The following is a 19,595-nucleotide window of genomic DNA, read 5'->3' as shown; positions in this document are numbered from 1 at the left end:
TTATTTAATTAGTTCCATTTTTCTGAGAAGTATCATTGTCATTGGTAGTTTATCTCTGTATTTCAAAAGCCAGCCATGCCCTCCCAGTAAAGCATCTAGACTTGTAAGTGACATCGAGTACTGCCCCTGAGATAAAACATCATTTATTAATGATGATGAGATAATATCTCTCTCGCTCCAGTCTACTCTTTTATTTTTATAGCATCGTATTGTTTTAGGAAGACAGGAATTAAGCCAGTCACATTCATGTTTATTTAGCCAATAGAAACTTGCATAACAACTTTCTTTGACTAACTTTCGTGTTATAGAAACGGATTGATTATGTATAAATCTTAATATTTTCTGCTTATGACGCCGTCTTAAAGAATCTTTTTTACATTTTTTACGCCATGAGCATAAACCGTAACAAGATGAAATTACAGAGGATACAGCTCCTTCCGATAATGAGTTTTTCTCAGCTATGGATGCCAGACTAAACCCCCTTACAGCCATAGACTTGATAAGCAATTCAGTGAATATATTAATTTTTGTGTTTCGCTTAAACGCCCTCAGGTATTTTTTATAAATAAGTGTTTTAATGTAACATCTGCTGCGACTAAATTCCTTCCCAAAGTTGCTAACACTAGTATTATTTTCAACTATATGAAAACTGTATTTCTTATGACTTTTAAAGATTTCTTTCTTTTTATTAGTACGACTTCCTGCATACGTTGGCCAGCAAGTATTTAACAAACAATAACAAAGCAAAAGATGCTTTGTGGGATGCTGACAACATTTGTCTTTGAGTATAGGCTCCCAGTAATGATAATCAGTTAGGGATGTTGGTATAAGTCCCGATGAACCCTCCCCAAATAACTGGCACTTAGCATAAACATGTGCGTAGAATACATTTTTCTTTAAATTTCCATCCAATGATAATAAATTCAACTTTTTAAGTACATCCATGTAATTGGGGTGTGTAATATCTTTTCTTCTGATTATATTTAGGGACTTATAACAAAACTTAGCAAAATCGAAGTCTATCTCATTGCTAAGTTGTTCTGTATACGAAACAGGAGGCATCAGTCCAATACGTATGTGCGGTGAAGAAGGGACATGGATGCTTTCAAGCGCTACCGGATGCCGATGGCAGGTTGTAACCCCATGAAGCTGATGCGCCAGATGCCAATAAGTAACACCATAATGAAAAGTATCTTCACGAGCGCAAACCGGGCAAAACTTCAATAGTGTGCGCTGCCCTAGTGAAAAATTACTAAGGCGGCACAATCGATTAAGCCTGGCAGGGGTCGTGTTGAAATCCATAATTTCATTACGACTGATTGGTAGTGCCCAGGCAAAAAGAGGGAGTAAAGTCTGTTCATGCCAGAGCTGATCTGCCCTTTCGGATGTATGAAGAGAAATAGCCTTTAATCCTGAATTGAGAATTGGATGGACGTTCATATCAGGTTTGTTGAAAATGATCGTTAACAGAGAAGATGGGGACATACCGTACACGGTAGTTGTCCGACAAAACCGGCTGAACAAGGATTCATCAGGCAAAACAGGCAACATTCTCATTTCCCACACCTCTCTTTGACCGTTACGAACTGTTACCTCATTACAATTTATTAAGTGGATCTATATTTATAAGCCCGCAACGCTGAAGAGCATCGTAGGTATTTTTCTTTTCAGCTGTTCTGTTGATAACAAGATCGTGGTCAAGAGACAGTATTTTCTCGTCGAAATTGCGCAAAACCTCGTCTATTTTTCCTACGAATTCCTTGTGCTGTGGCCTGTCTATATCCCCAGGGATCAAAGACTTTAGGGACTTCTCTGCCATGATTTTAGCCGAAGCATCACCCTCATTAGATGCAGAGAGCCATTTAGCTTCCTCATCTTCAGTCGCGGCCCCCGGGAGTGGAGTATCCTTATATTCCTCCGTATGACTCACGAGTACCGGTACAGAGGCCGACAAGACTGCGCCAGTGATGATTTCATTGCCGCTACCGATAACCTTTAATTGTGCCCCCCGATAAATCATCTGAGCCAATCCAATATTGCCTTTAGATAAAATGAATAATTTTTCGTTTAACTCATCATTTAATGGAGTTTCAACATTTGTCCATTGTAATGGCCATAAATAATGAATAAACGATTGCCAGTCTTGTGAATCGTATCTAACATTCTTAATTTTCATGTAACCACCAGACTCTGCCCGCCTGGCAATTCTCATTTTCTTTGTCAGCGTCTCGTCAAAAGGATGATTTCCACAAAAAACCATAGATACCCCCATGGAATCTACAATTTCATGTAAAAAATCAATCAACTTACTCTCACCCCCGGTTCTTGAAAATTTAAGCCTCTGCATTTCATCAATAACAAGGATACCCAAAAATGATGATTTAATTCTTTGTGCAATCTGGCGAGCCAGAGCACCATTTCTAATCTCAGGTGTAGTTCGTTCAATACCAATTGCATCATCTAATTTTTGTAAAATCTCTTCACAAAGGTCTCTCACACTTGAATTGTATGGACAATTAATCTTTACCCATACAATTTGCTTACTGAAGCCGGGAAAAACTCCTTTATAGCTGCTGTGTTCTATAATCTGAGGGAAATGATCCATGACTTGCTCAATCATGGTAGTTTTTCCAGAACCACTCATTCCAACTATCGTAATAGTTTCAGCCTGGGATTTAAAATATCCACTTTCTGGCTCAATATCAGGACGCTCATTTCCATAGTAATGAAGATATTGAATTGTTCCGCTTTTTAAAGGATTACGAGCTGCATAGCTTTCCCTAAGTGCCCGTAAGATCATCTTATAAGCCTGGATAAGATTGGTTTGAGGGCAACGGAATTTCTTTATACGTTCGACATACTGCTCTCTAACATTCGCCGGGGCAGTCCAGCGGATTTTTTCGTCAATTTCGGGGAAATAACTCATTTCCAGAAGTACTTCATCTTCCGTAAGCGCTTCAGGAAGTGCTTCAATTAAGGGATTGCCACGATACTCAGGTAACTCCTGTTCTTTATATATCGCTGAAACGCGCCGTATAAGATTCATTATTCTGCGTCCTCAGTCTTCTTCTTACCTTTTAACCATCTTTGTTTCTCCTCCCGGCCAGGCAAAAGCAGAACATTACTGGATGAAGGAAGTAGGGGTTCAGATCTTCCATTAGCAACATGAGTTCGCCCTAATGAATCAAGTTCATTTTTCCTGTTCTTTTTAATATCTTTACCATGTACCCGGCGAGATTCGTATATTTCATTTAATCTTTCGTTACCTTTCCTGTTAAATTCATCTTTATTATTGATATTGCTGAGCGAATCCAGAGTAAATAAATTAATTTCTTTTTGAGTATCTACCCAATCAGCCATTACATCTGTATCAAGATGAGCTTTCCCTTTAAATACATCTCTTTTCTTAAGTAGGTAATGTTTTTTGAAAATGCTATTTTTGTCAAATCTTACATATATATAATCTACGCAATTGTCATCTATTCTTGCTTCACAAGTGGTTCTTCCAAATACTCTGACACCTGATGCAATTTCAGGATCACATTCATAAAAAAGATTATTGTACTGAATCCCACCGGCGGTAATGTTAGCGTTCACAGGGATTAACAATCGTGCGATCACTTCGTCGGCCCCAACGGCTCTTGCGCTGAATCTCCCGTGCTTTAAGCTTATCATCCAACTATTTTTTGGTGATATTACGAGATCATTTTCAATCAGTAAGGGATTGATATAAGCCAGTTCCTCATACGTTCTCTGATTATGTGCAAGTATCTCCCGAATCAGTAAAGACGTGACCTCCTGAATCGTTAAACAAGCCCTGGATTGCGGTGTTGGCTCTCCTTTAACAATCTTTCCCCTTCGTGTTGTTCCAATAAGCCTATGAATAACCTCATCATTCAGAATGCCGAAACAGCGTTCAACAATGCTTTTTCTGTCGCCTCTACCGACTGGCGCAAACTCAAGTTTTGTCAGGGGGGTCATCTCTTCCTGAGGTTTAAGACCAATCATCTCCCCGTTGTCACACATCAATGTTAATGGAATGTGAGAACAAGGCCAATCATCATCAGTAATAGAGATTCCAAATAATCTACAATATTCTTTTTTTGGCATAAAGCAATTTGCTAACGCTTGTCGGGCGGCTCGCCATGAAGCATGGTATAAAGAAACATGAAGGCCAACAATCATTCTTGTTGCACGATCCACCACTGTATAAATAGTAGGACGCCCAATGACTTTTCGTCTGTTTAAACTCGAAATAAGATGTACATCAGCGACAGTTGAGTCTATTTCGAAAACATCACCCGGCAAAACAGTTGTATTAGCCACACTACCTAAAAGCGCCCGCATTTTGAGGTCTATTTCTTTTTTCGTGTTCTTCTTATTTATCGAGAAATCTTTAGTGAAGAGTTTTTTATTCCAGTATGAAAATTGTTTTAAAGAAGGAACATATGGAGCTCTATTTTCTAGGTTTGCTGTTTTAATTTCATCCCTAAAATACAAATCAATATGTCTCTCTAATGTTTTCTTTATCGTATCTCCGTTAACTTTATAATGATACGTAATGAGAGATTTTCTAATATTATTTATATCTCTTTCATTAAGAATGAAAACACGTGATCGTTCATTAGGTAATGCTCTGTTTTTTTTGGAATTCCCAAGTTTAATTTCATGTTTGATTCTACTTTTCCCAGCGGCGCCACAGTTCGAGAATGCGGGTAGCAATGCATAAATATCCTGCCCATGTCGCCAATACAACGCCAGAAGCGTTCTGATAGTATATTGTGATATTTTTTTATTTCTTGAGTAATCCATTAAAAGGTGCGACTTTTTATGTAATGCATAGTCGAACAGAAACATTCTGTCATCTACAAGATCTTTAATGATATTGTAATTTTCATCTCGCCTTCCTCTGTCTTTATCTGTTAATTCTTTCTCATCTACTAACATATATGAAGGATATATATAATCTTTACAAGTTATGCTATTTGATTCAATATAATATTTAAACATTGAAAATGAGAAAGGGATTGGCTTACCCGTTCTTTCTGATTTTATTTTAAACAAAATTAACAAATCGACCTTTCTGTCAAAATCCAAAACACGGTAAAGTCCCTCTGCAAGCAAATCAGTGCCTTGAGAGAGCCAGACTGAATTCCTAATAATATCCATTTGCGTTCAGTCCTATATAGTGGTCATTGGAAATTATCTTTATCAGACCGGTTTCGAGTATTGGATATGATAAATCAACATTTATCATTTTTAATCCAATCATTGCCTGCAATAACATCATCGCTTCTTGTGCATCTACCCCAAAGATTGATGAAATCATTGCACGTAGTCCTACTATGGGATAAACATCTGGTTTAAGCTTCCATAGGATTTTATCAAGAGGATATTTATCATAAAATTCAGAACCATCTCTTAATACAGAAGTAGCCCAGCAAATGTTTTTACCGACGACGTTATTGAGTTCCGAGCCAACATAAATTTGAAACTCAACATCAATCAACTGCCAAAACATCCTCTCTATTTCAAGTTTTTGGGCTTCGCGTTCAGGTATGCTCTCGTTATGTTTTACTGCTATAGCTTTGTATCGAAGTCCGCCTTCAGGAGTTCTCAAGGTCAGTAAAAAATCGGTTGTCATAACATTCAGAACTTCGACAGGTACTCCTCTTACTCCCCTCACCATAGGATGTTGAAAATGTAGATGATTTGCTATTTGTTGGGTAAGCCGGAGAGGAAAGAGTGGGAATTGTTCCCGGATATCAATCACCGAGTCATTAAACTCAGCCAGATAGAAAAAGTTACTTTCGACAGAAGAAAGGAGATGATGGTTTCGAAACGTCTTAAGGCCAAAGACTATCGAACGGTTTCCACGGGATTTAACGTCCTGAGCTCTAAGCCAGGGCTGATAACTTTGGCCATAGCCCACTCCTATGCCGTCACCTAGCGCATTTTCATAATCCAAATAGGATTTGAGACGCCTACCCCTAGCCATGATCGTACCCTAAAAACGACATTGATACGTACCTATATGTGCATTTTATAGTCTCCAACCCTATAACCACACATTCAGTAAGTATACAACATTAGCGTCGTTTTTTGAGAATGGTTACAACTTTAGTGCTTTGTGTACAACTTTATTGTCCTCGGACATCTGCCAGCGCCTGAGCACACGCCCAGGCACTTGCCCATGCCCACTGGAAGTTGTACCCGCCAAGCCAGCCGGTCACATCCATCACTTCGCCGATAAAATAGAGCCCCGGCACGTTGCGCGCTTCCATAGTGCGGGAAGAGAGTTCATTGGTGTCGACCCCGCCCAGCGTCACTTCTGCGGTGCGGTAGCCTTCGGTGCCGTTTGGCTGCACGCGCCAGTTTGTCAGCGTCTCCACCAGCCCCTCCTGCTCGCGGCTGTTCAGCTGCTTGAGCGACACGTCCGGGATTTGCCCCAGGGCCTGCAAACATTCCACCAGACGTTTTGGCAGCTGCATCGCCAGCGTGTTTTTCAGGCTCTGATTCGGGTGCGCCGCGCGCTGCTCGTTGAGGAAAGCATCCAGATCGCAGTCAGGAAGCAGGTTGACCGTAACAAACTCCCCGGGCTGCCAGTAGCTGGAAATTTGCAGTACCGCCGGGCCGGAGAGGCCGCGATGGGTAAAGAGCAGGCTTTCGCGGAATACCGTCCCGTCTTCGGCCGTAATGACGGAGGGAACGGAGACGCCAGAAAGCGTCTGAAGCTGTTCCAGAAGCGGTTTATGCAGCGTGAACGGCACCAGGCCAGCACGCGTAGGCAAGACCTTCAGGCCAAACTGCTCGGCAATCTTGTAGCCGAACGGGGAAGCGCCCAGACCCGGCATAGAGAGGCCGCCGCTGGCGATCACCAGTTTATCGGCGCTGACGGTTTCACCGTTCAGCTGCAGCGTGTAGCCCTTTTCGTCGCGGACAACCTCCAGCACCTCCGTGCGCAGACGCATCACCACGCCGCCCTTCTCGCACTCGGCCACCAGCATATCGACAATCTGCTGCGCGGAGTCGTCGCAGAACAGCTGACCCAGCGTCTTTTCATGCCACGCGATGCCGTGTTTACCCACCAGGTCGATGAAGTCCCACTGGGTGTAACGCGCCAGCGCAGATTTACAAAAATGACGGTTCTGGCTCAAATAGGCCGCGGGTTCAACATACAGATTAGTAAAGTTGCAGCGCCCGCCGCCGGACATGAGGATCTTACGGCCTGGCTTTTTACCGTTATCCAGCAGCAGCACGCGACGACCCGCCTGTCCGGCCATCGCCGCACAAAACATACCCGCCGCACCGGCGCCAATTACTACGGCATCAAACCTTTCCACGTCAAAACCCTCTTTGTTAACTGCCGCGGATTGTAAAGTTTCCTCTGTGGTCACACCAGCGTAAAAAGATATTACAAAGCCATTCCATTGAAATTTAAAGAATATCCTTTCGGGCACTTTTCTCAATTCAGGTGGTATGTCAAAAAAAGTCTATATTTCACTTTGCCCGCCGTGCATTTGTCCTGGATAATGCGCCGCGTTCATGTCCTCAAAATGGCGTAACGTCCTATGCTACATTTGTTTGCCGGCCTGGATTTACATACCGGGCTTTTATTATTGCTTGCTCTGGTTTTTGTACTGTTTTACGAAGCGATCAACGGCTTCCACGACACTGCAAACGCAGTAGCGACGGTTATCTACACTCGCGCAATGCGATCGCAGCTTGCGGTTGTTATGGCGGCGGTATTTAACTTTTTTGGTGTCCTCCTGGGCGGACTGAGCGTTGCATATGCCATTGTGCATATGCTGCCAACGGATCTGCTGCTTAACGTAAGTTCTGGCCATGGCCTCGCTATGGTGTTCTCAATGCTGCTTGCTGCAATTATCTGGAACCTCGGTACCTGGTATTTCGGCCTGCCTGCATCCAGTTCTCACACCCTCATCGGCGCGATTATCGGTATCGGGTTAACCAACGCCCTGATGACCGGTACGTCGGTTGTTGATGCGTTAAATATTCCGAAAGTACTGGGGATTTTTGCCTCTCTCATCGTCTCCCCTATCGTGGGTCTGGTGGTGGCCGGCGGGCTGATCTTCATCCTGCGTCGTTACTGGAGCAATACCAAAAAACGCTCCCGTATTCACCTGACGCCAGCAGAGCGTGAAAAGAAAGACGGCAAGAAAAAGCCGCCATTCTGGACGCGTATTGCCCTGATCATTTCCGCTATCGGCGTGGCGTTCTCACACGGCGCGAACGATGGTCAGAAAGGCATTGGTCTGGTGATGCTGGTACTGATCGGCGTTGCACCGGCAGGCTTCGTGGTCAACATGAATGCCTCCGGCTACGAAATCACCCGTACCCGCGATGCGGTCAACAACGTTGAAACCTATTTCCAGCAGCATCCTGATCTGCTGAAAAAAGCGACCGGCGTTGACCAGCTGATCCCGTCTCCGGAAGCCGGTGCCGCGACAGCCCCTGGCGAGTTCCACTGCCATCCGGCAAACGCGATCAACGCGCTGGAACGTGCGAAAGGCATGCTGGGCAATATCGAAAGCTATGACAAACTGACCGTTGAGCAGCGTGGTCAGCTGCGTCGCATTATGCTGTGCATCTCTGATGTAACGGATAAAGTGGCGAAGCTGCCTGACGTGAATGCTGACGATCAGCGTCTCCTGAAGAAACTGAAAGGCGATATGCTCAACACCATTGAGTACGCGCCTATCTGGATCATCATGGCCGTCGCGCTGGCGCTCGGTATCGGTACGATGATTGGCTGGCGCCGCGTGGCGACCACCATCGGCGAGAAGATCGGTAAGAAAGGCATGACCTATGCGCAGGGTATGTCCGCGCAGATGACGGCGGCAGTGTCTATCGGTCTGGCGAGCTACACCGGTATGCCTGTCTCAACCACCCACGTACTTTCTTCGTCCGTGGCGGGTACCATGATTGTTGACGGTGGCGGCCTGCAGCGCAAAACCGTAACCAACATTCTGATGGCCTGGGTATTCACCCTTCCGGCCTCTATCCTGCTGTCTGGCGGTTTGTACTGGATTTCGCTGAAGCTGATTTAATCGGTTGAAGGCGACAAAAAAGCGGGTCAGGAAACTGACCCGCTTTTTTTATGGCTGTTTTTTACTCAACCCAGTGCCATAATCAGGACAATCTGAACACTATCTGTTCAGATTTGTACTGCGGAAATAACTATTATCCTCGCGAATGCTATCAGTCCAAACAACACCCATGACGGAATAGACTATGCCATTCAAAACGGCTATTAAATGGATTCATCGCCTTGTTACCGTTTCGCTTCTGGTTCTGGTCATTGGATTTCTCTGGTTAAACCATCAGCCAAATCAGCGGAATAGCGATGAGCTACAGCGCATTTATAAATTATCCGATAGCGTCTGGCTCTATATGACCGTGAACAATCAGGGTGGCGCAACCGTACCTACAATCTACCGTTACTATCTCTCGGAAAAGATAACAGGGAAAGACACCGACATTATCCATCAGTTGGCCATGAGGCATCCTGTCATCGAAGGTACAGGCACGATTACCTCAGCCAGTATTGATACAAGCGGGGAAGTGAAAATTGCCTATAGCGGTAAGGTCATTTCAATTGAGAACAATGTCACCAGCCTTCAATTCTCAGTAAAGCCCTGAGCCAGATGAAAAAAGGCGGGGCTTTCCCCGCCTGCTGTGATGCTCAGTGCCAAATCATCAATGCAATCATACTGACCACGACCAGCCCGCACAGGGCGCTGGTCAAAATGAACTGACGACGCAGGCGCTCGCAGCGACGGATAAATTCTTCGTCATGATGATCGCGGTAGCGCTGGTAGTAGATGTATCCCACCAGACGCATCTGTTTGCTGGGCTGTCCATGCGAGGTGAAGAACCCTCCACCGTCCACATACTGATAAAGCAACGGATCGCAACCACGAAGTACTACTAACAGCGCGCGTAACGATGAGAAGTAGCGCGCCATATTCACTATGCAAACCACGCATAACGCCCAAAACAATGCGACGGTGCTAATCATACATCCTCCCCGGCGTCCGCCCACGAAGCAAGGCTTCTGAGCTACCGCACCCCAATGCCCTGACAGACAGTTCAGTGAAAGAATGACCAAAAGTCGATCCGGTTCGCGTTTTAATATCCGAACGGCTCATTTAATAGTGTAGGAGATCCGTTAATTTTTTTGCCACAAGGTTAATCGTTATCAACACCAAAGCTTGAAAAATATGTTTAACTGGGCCGTAATGAAAGTATCAGACGACGGCATTCTCATTTAGTCATCGATAACTTAAGGAAGGAGTAACACTATGGCTTACAAACACATTCTCATCGCGGTAGACCTCTCTCCGGAGAGCAAAGTGCTGGTTGATAAAGCGGTATCCATGGCACGTCCCTACAACGCGAAAGTTTCCCTGATTCACGTTGATGTGAATTACTCCGACCTCTATACCGGTCTGATCGACGTCAATCTCGGCGATATGCAGAAGCGTATCTCCGAAGAGACGCACCACGCCCTGAGCGAGCTGTCCACCAACGCGGGCTATCCGATTACCGAAACGCTGAGCGGCAGCGGCGACCTCGGCCAGGTGCTGGTTGATGCGATCAAGAAATACGACATGGACCTGGTGGTGTGCGGTCACCATCAGGACTTCTGGAGCAAGCTGATGTCTTCCGCACGTCAGCTGATCAACACCGTTCACGTGGATATGCTGATTGTTCCGCTGCGTGACGAAGAAGACGAGTAAGTGCAAAAAAGCCCGGTGGCGCTAACGCTTACCGGGCCTACAAGCGGCACTAAATGTAGGCCGGGTAAGGCGAAGCCGCCACCCGGCTTTTTCTATTCCGGCGTGCCGGAGTAGATATCAAACCGGTGCCCTTTGGTGGTCACCGCGTTAGTGGTCGCCACGTCCGCCAGCGGCGGCGCATAGTCCGGGCGCTTTACCACCACCCGCTTCGTCGCCAGCTGACGAGCCGGCTCCAGCAGGCCATCCGCATCCAAATCCGGCCCCACCAGCGACTGAAACACCCGCATCTCTTTCTTCACTAGCGCGCTTTTCTGCTTATGCGGGAACATCGGGTCGAGATAGACCACCTGCGGGCGCGGGGTGATGTCGGTCAGCGCCGTCAGGCTGGAGGCGTGGATCAGCTGCAATCGCTCCTGCAGCCACGGCCCGATCTCCGGGTCCGCGTAGCCACGACTCAGACCGTCGTCGAGCAGGGCCGCCACCGCCGGATTACGCTCCAGCATCCGCACGCGACAGCCGACTGACGCCAGCACAAACGCATCGCGCCCCAGTCCCGCCGTGGCGTCGACCACGTCCGGGAGATAGCTCCCTTTGATGCCCACCGCTTTGGCCACCGCCTCGCCGCGACCGCCGCCGAACTTGCGTCGGTGCGCCATGGCGCCGCCGACAAAATCGACGAAAATACCGCCGAGCTTCGGCTCGTCGCGCTTGCGTAGCTCCAGATGCGCTGGCGTCATCACCAGCGCCATCAGGTTTTCATCATCGTGCTCCAGCCCCCAGCGGGCGGCCAGAACGGATAAGGCGCCGTCTCCGGCGCCTGTTTCATCCACTAAGCAGATCTTCACGTAACAATCAGCCTTTGATCCCGTAATGCTCAAGCATCGCATCCAGCTGAGGTTCGCGACCGCGGAAGCGTTTGAACAGCACCATAGGCTCTTCGGAACCCCCGCGGGTCAGGATGTTATCGAGGAACGACTGGCCGGTTTCGCGGTTGAAGATCCCCTCTTCTTCGAAGCGGGAGAAGGCATCTGCCGCCAGCACGTCGGCCCACAGGTAGCTGTAGTAACCCGCCGCGTAGCCGCCCGCGAAGATGTGGCTGAACGCATGCGGGAAGCGGCCCCAGGTTGGTCCAGGGATCACGGCAACCTGCTTTTTAATTTCGGCCAGGGTTTCAAGGATTTTCGCCCCCTGCTCCGGGCTGAACTCGGCGTGCAGGCGGAAGTCGAACAGGCCGAACTCCAGCTGACGCAGGATGAACATCGCCGCCTGGTAGTTCTTCGCCGCCAGCATTTTATCCAGCAGTTCCTTCGGCAGGGGTTCGCCGGTCTCATAGTGGCCGGAGATAAACGCCAGCGCGTCCGGCTCCCAGCACCAGTTTTCCATAAACTGGCTTGGCAGCTCGACCGCATCCCACGGCACGCCGCTGATGCCCGCCACGCCTGCAGTTTCGATGCGGGTCAGCATGTGGTGCAGGCCGTGACCGAACTCGTGGAACAGGGTAATCACTTCGTCGTGGGTGAACAGCGCAGGTTTGCCGTTTACCGGACGGTTGAAGTTACAGGTCAGGTAAGCGACCGGCTTCTGCAGGGAACCGTCGGCTTTACGCATCTGGCCCACGCAGTCGTCCATCCACGCCCCGCCGCGCTTGTTCTCACGCGCGTAGAGATCGAGGTAGAAGCTGCCGCGCAGCTCGTTTTTCTCGTCATACAGCTCGAAGAAGCGCACGTCCGGATGCCAGACGTCGATATCGGTACGTTCTTTCGCGGTGATGCCGTAGATGCGCTTCACCACTTCAAACAGGCCGTTAACGGCTTTGTTTTCCGGGAAGTACGGGCGCAGCTGCTCGTCGCTGATGCTGTAGAGGTGCTGCTTCTGTTTTTCACTGTAGTAAGCAATGTCCCACGGCTGCAGCTCGTCCACGCCGAATTCCGCTTTCGCAAACGCGCGCAGCTGTGCCAGCTCTTTCTCACCCTGCGGACGGGCGCGTTTCGCCAGATCGGTCAGGAAGTCGAGCACCTGCTGCGGGTTTTCCGCCATTTTGGTGGCGAGGGATTTGTCGGCATAGTTTTCAAAGCCCAGCAGCTGGGCCAGCTCGTGGCGCAGGGCGAGGATTTCCGCCATCACCGGGCTGTTATCCCACTTACCGGCATTCGGCCCCTGATCGGAGGCGCGGGTGCTGTAGGCGCGGTACATCTCTTCGCGCAGGGCCTGGTTGTCGCAGTAGGTCATCACCGGCAGATAGCTCGGGATATCCAGCGTTAACAGGAAGCCCTCCTGCTCTTTCGCCTCGGCCTGGGCTTTTGCCGCCGCCAGCGCGCTTTCCGGCATACCTGCCAGCTCCGCTTCGTCGGTAATCAGCTTCGTCCAGCCCATGGTGGCGTCGAGCACGTTGTTGCTGTACTGGTTGCCCAGCTCGGACAGGCGCGCGGCGATTTCACCGTAGCGGGTCTGCTTCTCTTTTGGCAGACCAATACCGGACAGCTCGAAATCGCGCAGGGCGTTATCGACCGATTTTTTCTGCGCCGTATTCAGCTCGGCATAATGGTCGCCGTCGCGCAGGTCGCGGTAGGCTTTGTAGAGCCCTTCGTGCTGGCCGACCCAGGTGCTGTACTCAGAGAGCAGCGGCAGGGTTTGCTCATAGGCTTCGCGCAGCTCCGGGCTGTTTTTTACCGAGTTCAGGTGGCTTACCGGGGAGAAGATACGCCCCAGCACGTCGTCCACTTCGGCCAGCGGCTGACACAGATTTTCCCAGGTGTACGGCGCGCCCTGCGCTACCACGCTTTCTACCGCCGCGCGGCAGTTGTCCAGCGATTGCGTCACGGCTGGAACCACATGCTCGGGGAGGATTTTAGAAAACGGCGGCAACGAAAAAGGCGTCAGTAATGGATTGGTCATAAGCGCTGTCCTGTTGAAATAGGTGAATGAAGCGCGCATCCGGCGCTGTGCATATGGGATCTACAATGGGGTTAAGTGTAGAGGATTTCAATGCCGGACGTTGTCGAAAAGCGCCCGGCGGCGCGACGCTTGCCGGGCCTACGGGTAATCTGCGCCGTTCTGCTGTAAACTGTGGCAAATCGTCAATTCAGCGGAATATCATTACCCATGCTCAGTTATCGCCACAGCTTCCACGCAGGCAACCACGCCGACGTCCTCAAACACACCGTTCAGAGCCTGATCATCGAATCGCTCAAAGAGAAAGAGAAGCCGTTTCTCTATCTGGACACGCACGCGGGCGCGGGCCGTTATCAGCTGAGCGGCGAGCATGCCGAGCGTACCGGTGAATATCTGGAAGGGATTGCCTGCATCTGGCAGCAGGACGATCTGCCTGCCGAGCTGGAGCCGTACATCGGCGTGGTGAACCACTTCAACCGCAACGGCCAGCTGCGTTATTACCCGGGCTCGCCGCTGATTGCCCGCCAGCTGCTGCGCGAGCAGGACAGCATCCAGCTGACCGAGCTGCACCCGAGCGACTTCCCGCTGCTGCGTTCTGAATTCCAGAAAGACAGCCGCGCCCGCGTGGAAAAAGCCGACGGCTATCAGCAGCTGAAGGCTAAGCTACCGCCGGTTTCACGACGCGGCCTGGTGCTGATCGACCCGCCTTACGAAATTAAAACCGACTATCAGGCGGTGGTGACCGGTATTCACGAAGGCTACAAACGCTTCGCCACCGGAACGTACGCCCTGTGGTATCCGGTGGTGCTGCGCGCGCAAATCAAGCGCATGATCAAAGACCTGGAAGCCACCGGCATCCGCAAAATTCTGCAGATCGAACTGGCGGTACGTCCGGACAGCGACCAGCGCGGCATGACCGCCTCGGGCATGATCGTCATTAACCCACCGTGGAAGCTCGAAGCGCAGATGAACAACGTGCTGCCGTGGCTGCACAAAACGCTGGTGCCGGCCGGTACGGGCCACGCTACCGTCAGTTGGATCGTGCCGGAGTAATCACAGCCATCGGTGGAAACTATTGATTTCAGGTATACAATCGCGGCAATTCACGATTAAGGATAAAAGCTATGACTAAGCATTATGACTACATCGCAATCGGCGGCGGCAGCGGCGGCATCGCCTCCATCAACCGCGCGGCCATGTACGGCCAGAAGTGCGCGCTGATTGAAGCCAAAGCGCTGGGCGGCACCTGCGTGAACGTGGGTTGTGTACCGAAGAAAGTGATGTGGCATGCGGCGCAAATCCGCGAAGCGATCCATATGTATGGCCCGGACTACGGCTTTGACACCACCCTTAATCACTTTGACTGGGACAAGCTGATCGCCAGCCGTACCGCCTACATCGACCGCATTCATACCTCCTACGACAACGTGCTGGGCAAGAACAACGTCGACGTTATCCACGGTTTCGCCCGCTTCGTTGATGCGAAAACGATCGAAGTGAACGGCGAGACGATCACCGCCGATCATATCCTGATCGCCACCGGCGGCCGTCCGAGCCACCCGAACATCCCGGGCGCGGAATACGGCATCGACTCCGACGGCTTCTTCGAGCTGCCTGCTCTGCCTAAGCGCGTTGCCGTTGTTGGCGCGGGCTACATCGCGGTTGAGCTGGCGGGCGTGATTAACGGCCTGGGCGCAGAAGCGCACCTGTTCGTGCGTAAACACGCGCCGCTGCGCAGCTTTGACCCGCTGATTGTCGACACCCTGGTTGAAGTGATGAACGCCGAAGGCCCTACCCTGCACACCCACGCCGTGCCAAAAGCGGTGGTGAAAAATGCGGACGGCAGCCTCACGCTCGAGCTGGAGGATGGCCGCAGCCAGACCGTCGATTGCCTGATCTGGGCGATTGGCCGTGAGCCGGCGAACGACAACTTCAACCTGGCCGTCACCGGCGTGAAAACCGACGAAAAAGGCTACATCGTCGTCGATAAATTCCAGAATACCAGCGTACCGGGCATTTATGCCGTCGGCGATAACACCGGCGCGGTTGAGCTGACTCCGGTGGCGGTTGCGGCGGGTCGTCGTCTCTCTGAACGCCTGTTTAACAACAAGCCTGACGAGCATCTGGACTACAGCAACATCCCGACCGTGGTCTTCAGCCACCCGCCCATCGGCACCGTCGGCTTAACCGAGCCGCAGGCGCGCGAGCAGTATGGCGACGACCAGGTGAAAGTGTATAAATCGGCCTTCACCGCGATGTACACCGCCGTCACCTCTCACCGTCAGCCGTGCCGCATGAAGCTGGTCTGCGTGGGCCCGGAAGAGAAAATTGTCGGTATCCACGGCATCGGCTTCGGCATGGACGAGATCCTGCAGGGCTTCGCCGTGGCGCTGAAGATGGGCGCAACGAAGAAAGACTTCGACAACACGGTGGCCATCCACCCAACGGCGGCGGAAGAGTTCGTGACCATGCGTTAAGGGATTCTCGCAGGAAAGCACCTCATAAAAAACTGGCCTTCGCGGGCCAGTTTTTTTTATGGCTCGATAATTAAAAGGCAAAGCATCATCATCCCAGTGAATACAAAACCATCAGCACGCTAAAAAGGAATTAAGATGAAAGCGCTTATTGGGTTGGCCCTGCTTCTTTTTTGCTTTTCCGCCTCCTCGTCTGACCAAATGGCCTTCTGGGATACCCCTCAGCACGGCGGAAACAGCTTTAACCGCCTGCCGCCTACGCAGGAATACTACGACGCGCTACGCGGCTATGGCGCGACGTGGGTTCGCCTGTCTTATGACAAATGGAAACCTGCCGGGAGAGATTTTCTTCTCGGTAACGCCGACGGCTACCGCGGGCTCGAGGCCACAGACCTCGCGACGCTCAAAGACGCCATCAGAAAAGCACACGCGGCCGGGCTAAAGGTCGTCATTGCCCCCCTTTCTCTACCGGGCATGCGCTGGGCGCAAAATAACAATAACCAGTTTGATGACCGCATCTGGCAGGACAAAAAATACTGGCAGGAAGCGGCTCGGTTCTGGCGTGATTTGGCCCAGGCCCTGAAGGACGAACCGGGCATCGCCGCCTGGAATCTCATCAATGAACCCGCACCTGAAAAACGAGGCAACATAAGCGAGCAGGCGTCGCCTGAGGCGTTAAAAGCCTGGTATCAGCAGCAGCAAGACACGGCGCGTAACCTCCCCGCACTCTACAATCAGATTATTGCCGCCATCCGCGAGGTCGATGCCACCACGCCGATTATGGTCGATGGCGGCTGGTACGCCTCCGCGCGCGGTTTTTCCGGCTGGCCATCCGCGCTTGCGGATAAGCGGGTGCTGTACAGCTTCCACATGTACGAGCCCTATGATTTCACCAGCGCGCCAAATGCGCGCCGCAAGGTGCCGTTCGACTATCCCGGCATGGTCACGTTCGGCGGTAAAAAGGTGAAATGGGACGCTGCGGCCATAGAGAAATGGATGAGCGCGCCCTTTGACTGGGCGAAGCAGAACGGTATACCTGCCAGCCGGGTTGTCGCGGGAGAGTTTGGCTGTGTTAGAACGCTGCCGGGCTGCAGGCAGTGGCTTAATGATGTCCTGACCGTCCTCGACAAGCATCATGCGCACTGGGCATTCTATGCTTTTCGTGAAGATGCCTGGGACGCCATGGACTATGAGCTGGGGAAAAAACCGGTGCCGTGGGCCTACTGGAAAGCCATCGAGGATAACGCACCGGATACGCTCAAGCGCCATTCCACCGAGGAATTTGAACCGATTGCTAAGCGGCTAAAACACGGCCTGTGATACGCGGAGCTGGCCTCTTGTTCAGTAGCCTTTTTTGAAGAGGCTACTGTTAACATACATAAATCGTTGCAAAACGAATGCTCCGAAAAGAGTGATCTACCGCACATATCCCTCCACATCTACCGAAGCGAATGTCTACGCTTATAAGACGCCCGGATAAACCTGTCTTTTGAACACACAACCGGAGGTCCCTATCACCATGTTCAACCAGAAACTACAGGCTACCGAGAACATCGAGTTCGAGATTGCAGAAGAGCTGCGCTACGAGACCGATCCCTGCGAGTTGAAACTGGATGAAATGATTGAGGCGGAGCCGGAACCCGAAATGATCGAGGGGCTACCCGCCTCCGATGCGTTGACGCCCGCAGACCGCTACCTTGAACTGTTCGAACACGTGCAGTCGTCACGGCTGTTTGCGGACAGTAAAACCTTCCCCGACTGCGCGCCGAAGATGGATCCGCTGGATATCCTGATCCGCTATCGTAAGGTCAGACGCCACCGGGATTTCGACCTGCGCCAGTTTGTGGACAACCACTTCTGGATGCCGGAAACGTATGGCACAGAATATGTCTCCGACCCGGGCCTCTCCCTAAAGGAGCACATTGATAATCTGTGGCCGGTGCTGACGCGCGAACCGCAGGATCATATTCCCTGGTCTTCCCTGCTGGCACTGCCGCAGGCCTACATCGTGCCCGGCGGACGATTCAGCGAGACCTACTACTGGGATTCCTATTTCTCCATGCTGGGGCTGGCGGAGAGCGGACGTAACGATCTGCTGAAGTGTATGGCGGATAACTTCGCCTGGCTGATTGAACGCTACGGGCATATTCCCAACGGCAACCGTACCTACTATCTCAGCCGCTCTCAGCCGCCGGTCTTTGCGCTGATGGTGGAGCTGTTCGAGGAGGACGGCGTGCGCGGGGCGAAACGCTATCTGGATCACCTCAAAATGGAGTACGCCTTCTGGATGGACGGCGCGGAGTCGCTGCTGCTTAACCAGGCCTACCGCAGCGCCGTGCGCATGCCGGACGGTTCACTGCTCAACCGCTACTGGGATGACCGCGATACCCCGCGCGACGAATCGTGGATTGAGGATGTGGAAACCGCCCGCCACTCGGGTCGTCCGCCGAATGAGGTGTATCGCGACCTCCGTGCGGGTGCGGCGTCAGGCTGGGATTACTCGTCCCGCTGGCTGCGCGATCCGTCGCGGCTCGCCAGCATCCGTACAACCCAGTTTATCCCTATTGACCTGAACGCCTTCCTGTTCAAGCTGGAAAGCGCGATCGCCAACATTTCGGCGTCGAAAGGGGATAAAGAAACGGCAGAGGCGTTCCGCCAGAAGGCCAACGATCGCCGCGCGGCGGTGAACCGCTACCTGTGGGACGAGGAGAGCGGCTGTTACCGCGATTACGACTGGCGACGCGAAGAGCTGGCGCTGTTTTCGGCCGCCAGCATTGTGCCGCTGTATGTGGGTATGGCGACCCACGAGCAGGCCGAGCGCCTGTCTGATGCGGTCAAGGCGCGACTGCTGACCCCGGGCGGCATTCTGGCGACCGAGTATGAATCCGGCGAGCAGTGGGATAAACCCAACGGCTGGGCGCCGCTGCAGTGGATGGCGATCCAGGGGTTCAAGCAGTACGGCAACGACTCGCTGGGAGATGAAATCGCCTGGAGCTGGCTGCATACGGTGAACCATTTTTATCAGAAGCATCACAAGCTGATTGAGAAGTACCACATCGCCAGCAGTACGCCGCGCGAAGGGGGCGGGGGGGAATATCCGCTGCAGGACGGCTTCGGCTGGACCAACGGCGTGGTGCGGCGGCTGATTGGGCTGTATGGGGAACCTTAAGTGTGGTGCGGTCTGGTGCCCTCACCCCGGCCCTCTCCCACAGGGCTGAGGGATCCCCACAAAATAATGCCAGCACAGTCGGCCCCCTCTCCATTGAGGGAGAGGGTTGGGGTGAGGGGGGGGAACATACGGCTGTAGTGGTCATTCCGTTCACTTCATGTTCGTTGCTACTTTGTGACAAAATGACCGGTGAACGTGCCAGGGTGGCTCAATCGCCACCACCCTGGCAACCCGGGCTCCCGGCGGTAAATCGCCGCTTCGCGGTGCCCTCAGCTTATTCCTTCAGGCTATCGGGTC

Annotated in this window: 15 protein-coding genes; 7 read left to right on the top strand and 8 right to left on the bottom strand. The window is 51.4% G+C overall.

Going from position 1 to position 19,595, the window contains the following annotated elements; all coding sequences use genetic code 11:
• The 5 genes from ACJBF3_RS14190 to ACJBF3_RS14170 form a co-directional block, all read right to left on the bottom strand.
• Positions 1-1,557 (bottom strand): TnsD family Tn7-like transposition protein, encoded by a 1,557-nt coding sequence (locus ACJBF3_RS14190; RefSeq protein ID WP_045327196.1) that lies wholly within the window; start codon positions 1,555-1,557, stop codon positions 1-3.
• A gap of 40 nt (positions 1,558-1,597) precedes the next feature.
• A complete protein-coding gene (locus ACJBF3_RS14185) occupies positions 1,598-3,046 on the bottom strand; it encodes an ATP-binding protein (protein ID WP_001049180.1) in 1,449 nt (482 codons plus the stop codon).
• A complete protein-coding gene (locus ACJBF3_RS14180; RefSeq protein WP_000351437.1) occupies positions 3,046-5,169 on the bottom strand; it encodes a transposase in 2,124 nt (707 codons plus the stop codon). Before ACJBF3_RS14180 ends, ACJBF3_RS14185 begins: the two co-directional genes overlap by 1 nt.
• Positions 5,156-5,998, bottom strand: a complete 843-nt coding sequence (locus ACJBF3_RS14175; protein WP_000090707.1) for a TnsA endonuclease N-terminal domain-containing protein — start codon at positions 5,996-5,998, stop codon at positions 5,156-5,158. The genes ACJBF3_RS14180 and ACJBF3_RS14175 overlap by 14 nt, the downstream gene beginning before the upstream one ends.
• A gap of 142 nt (positions 5,999-6,140) precedes the next feature.
• Positions 6,141-7,343 (bottom strand): NAD(P)/FAD-dependent oxidoreductase, encoded by a 1,203-nt coding sequence (locus ACJBF3_RS14170; RefSeq protein ID WP_045327438.1) that lies wholly within the window; start codon positions 7,341-7,343, stop codon positions 6,141-6,143.
• A gap of 228 nt (positions 7,344-7,571) precedes the next feature.
• Here ACJBF3_RS14170 and pitA point away from each other — a divergent pair, with 228 nt between their 5' ends.
• Both pitA and ACJBF3_RS14160 read left to right on the top strand, forming a co-directional pair.
• Positions 7,572-9,071, top strand: coding sequence for an inorganic phosphate transporter PitA (gene pitA / locus ACJBF3_RS14165; protein ID WP_045327197.1), 1,500 nt, complete (start codon positions 7,572-7,574; stop codon positions 9,069-9,071).
• 184 nt (positions 9,072-9,255) lie between these two features.
• Entirely contained in the window at positions 9,256-9,663 is a 408-nt protein-coding gene (locus ACJBF3_RS14160; protein WP_045327198.1) for a hypothetical protein, read from the top strand.
• Positions 9,664-9,706: 43 nt separating this feature from the next.
• On the opposite strand, the gene uspB is transcribed toward ACJBF3_RS14160, so the two are convergent.
• Positions 9,707-10,042: a universal stress protein UspB gene (gene uspB / locus ACJBF3_RS14155; protein ID WP_003861224.1), complete on the bottom strand. Its 336-nt coding sequence runs from the start codon at positions 10,040-10,042 to the stop codon at positions 9,707-9,709.
• A gap of 283 nt (positions 10,043-10,325) precedes the next feature.
• Between uspB and uspA the strand changes: the two genes are divergently transcribed.
• Positions 10,326-10,763 carry a universal stress protein UspA gene (gene uspA / locus ACJBF3_RS14150; protein WP_003861223.1) on the top strand — a complete coding sequence of 146 codons (438 nt, stop codon included), beginning with the start codon at positions 10,326-10,328 and terminating at the stop codon, positions 10,761-10,763.
• Between the two features lie 92 nt (positions 10,764-10,855).
• Here the strand turns inward: uspA and rsmJ are convergent, their stop codons facing one another.
• Positions 10,856-11,608: a 16S rRNA (guanine(1516)-N(2))-methyltransferase RsmJ gene (rsmJ, locus tag ACJBF3_RS14145; protein ID WP_045327199.1), complete on the bottom strand. Its 753-nt coding sequence runs from the start codon at positions 11,606-11,608 to the stop codon at positions 10,856-10,858.
• Between the two features lie 7 nt (positions 11,609-11,615).
• The gene (gene prlC / locus ACJBF3_RS14140; RefSeq protein WP_045327202.1) at positions 11,616-13,658 is read right to left on the bottom strand and encodes an oligopeptidase A; all 2,043 of its coding nucleotides are present in this window, start codon (positions 13,656-13,658) and stop codon (positions 11,616-11,618) included.
• A gap of 207 nt (positions 13,659-13,865) precedes the next feature.
• Between prlC and ACJBF3_RS14135 the strand changes: the two genes are divergently transcribed.
• From ACJBF3_RS14135 to ACJBF3_RS14120, 4 genes are all read left to right on the top strand, one after another.
• A complete protein-coding gene (locus ACJBF3_RS14135; RefSeq protein WP_045327204.1) occupies positions 13,866-14,708 on the top strand; it encodes a 23S rRNA (adenine(2030)-N(6))-methyltransferase RlmJ in 843 nt (280 codons plus the stop codon).
• A gap of 71 nt (positions 14,709-14,779) precedes the next feature.
• Positions 14,780-16,132, top strand: a complete 1,353-nt coding sequence (gene gorA, locus ACJBF3_RS14130) for a glutathione-disulfide reductase (RefSeq protein WP_045327207.1) — start codon at positions 14,780-14,782, stop codon at positions 16,130-16,132.
• Positions 16,133-16,267: 135 nt separating this feature from the next.
• Positions 16,268-17,449: a glycoside hydrolase family 5 protein gene (locus tag ACJBF3_RS14125; RefSeq protein ID WP_045327209.1), complete on the top strand. Its 1,182-nt coding sequence runs from the start codon at positions 16,268-16,270 to the stop codon at positions 17,447-17,449.
• Between the two features lie 199 nt (positions 17,450-17,648).
• Entirely contained in the window at positions 17,649-19,298 is a 1,650-nt protein-coding gene (locus ACJBF3_RS14120; protein ID WP_045327211.1) for an alpha,alpha-trehalase, read from the top strand.
• Positions 19,299-19,595: the final 297 nt, after the last annotated feature.

Origin of the sequence: Enterobacter sp. PP-008-ECC_S150 (assembly GCF_045257065.1) — a bacterium.
GTDB lineage: Bacteria > Pseudomonadota > Gammaproteobacteria > Enterobacterales > Enterobacteriaceae > Enterobacter > Enterobacter chengduensis.
This window is presented reverse-complemented; position numbering and strand designations above follow the sequence as displayed.

Excerpts from the sequence above, each read along its gene's own strand:
- pitA (WP_045327197.1), top strand. The coding sequence starts at position 7,572 with ATGCTACATTTGTTTGCCGGCCTGGATTTACATACCGGGCTTTTATTA.
- ACJBF3_RS14180 (WP_000351437.1), bottom strand. The coding sequence starts at position 5,169 with ATGGATATTATTAGGAATTCAGTCTGGCTCTCTCAAGGCACTGATTTG.
- ACJBF3_RS14120 (WP_045327211.1), top strand. The coding sequence starts at position 17,649 with ATGTTCAACCAGAAACTACAGGCTACCGAGAACATCGAGTTCGAGATT.
- gorA (WP_045327207.1), top strand. The coding sequence starts at position 14,780 with ATGACTAAGCATTATGACTACATCGCAATCGGCGGCGGCAGCGGCGGC.
- ACJBF3_RS14185 (WP_001049180.1), bottom strand. The coding sequence starts at position 3,046 with ATGAATCTTATACGGCGCGTTTCAGCGATATATAAAGAACAGGAGTTA.
- ACJBF3_RS14190 (WP_045327196.1), bottom strand. The coding sequence starts at position 1,557 with ATGAGAATGTTGCCTGTTTTGCCTGATGAATCCTTGTTCAGCCGGTTT.
- prlC (WP_045327202.1), bottom strand. The coding sequence starts at position 13,658 with ATGACCAATCCATTACTGACGCCTTTTTCGTTGCCGCCGTTTTCTAAA.
- ACJBF3_RS14135 (WP_045327204.1), top strand. The coding sequence starts at position 13,866 with ATGCTCAGTTATCGCCACAGCTTCCACGCAGGCAACCACGCCGACGTC.
- uspB (WP_003861224.1), bottom strand. The coding sequence starts at position 10,042 with ATGATTAGCACCGTCGCATTGTTTTGGGCGTTATGCGTGGTTTGCATA.
- ACJBF3_RS14175 (WP_000090707.1), bottom strand. The coding sequence starts at position 5,998 with ATGGCTAGGGGTAGGCGTCTCAAATCCTATTTGGATTATGAAAATGCG.
- uspA (WP_003861223.1), top strand. The coding sequence starts at position 10,326 with ATGGCTTACAAACACATTCTCATCGCGGTAGACCTCTCTCCGGAGAGC.
- ACJBF3_RS14125 (WP_045327209.1), top strand. The coding sequence starts at position 16,268 with ATGAAAGCGCTTATTGGGTTGGCCCTGCTTCTTTTTTGCTTTTCCGCC.
- ACJBF3_RS14160 (WP_045327198.1), top strand. The coding sequence starts at position 9,256 with ATGCCATTCAAAACGGCTATTAAATGGATTCATCGCCTTGTTACCGTT.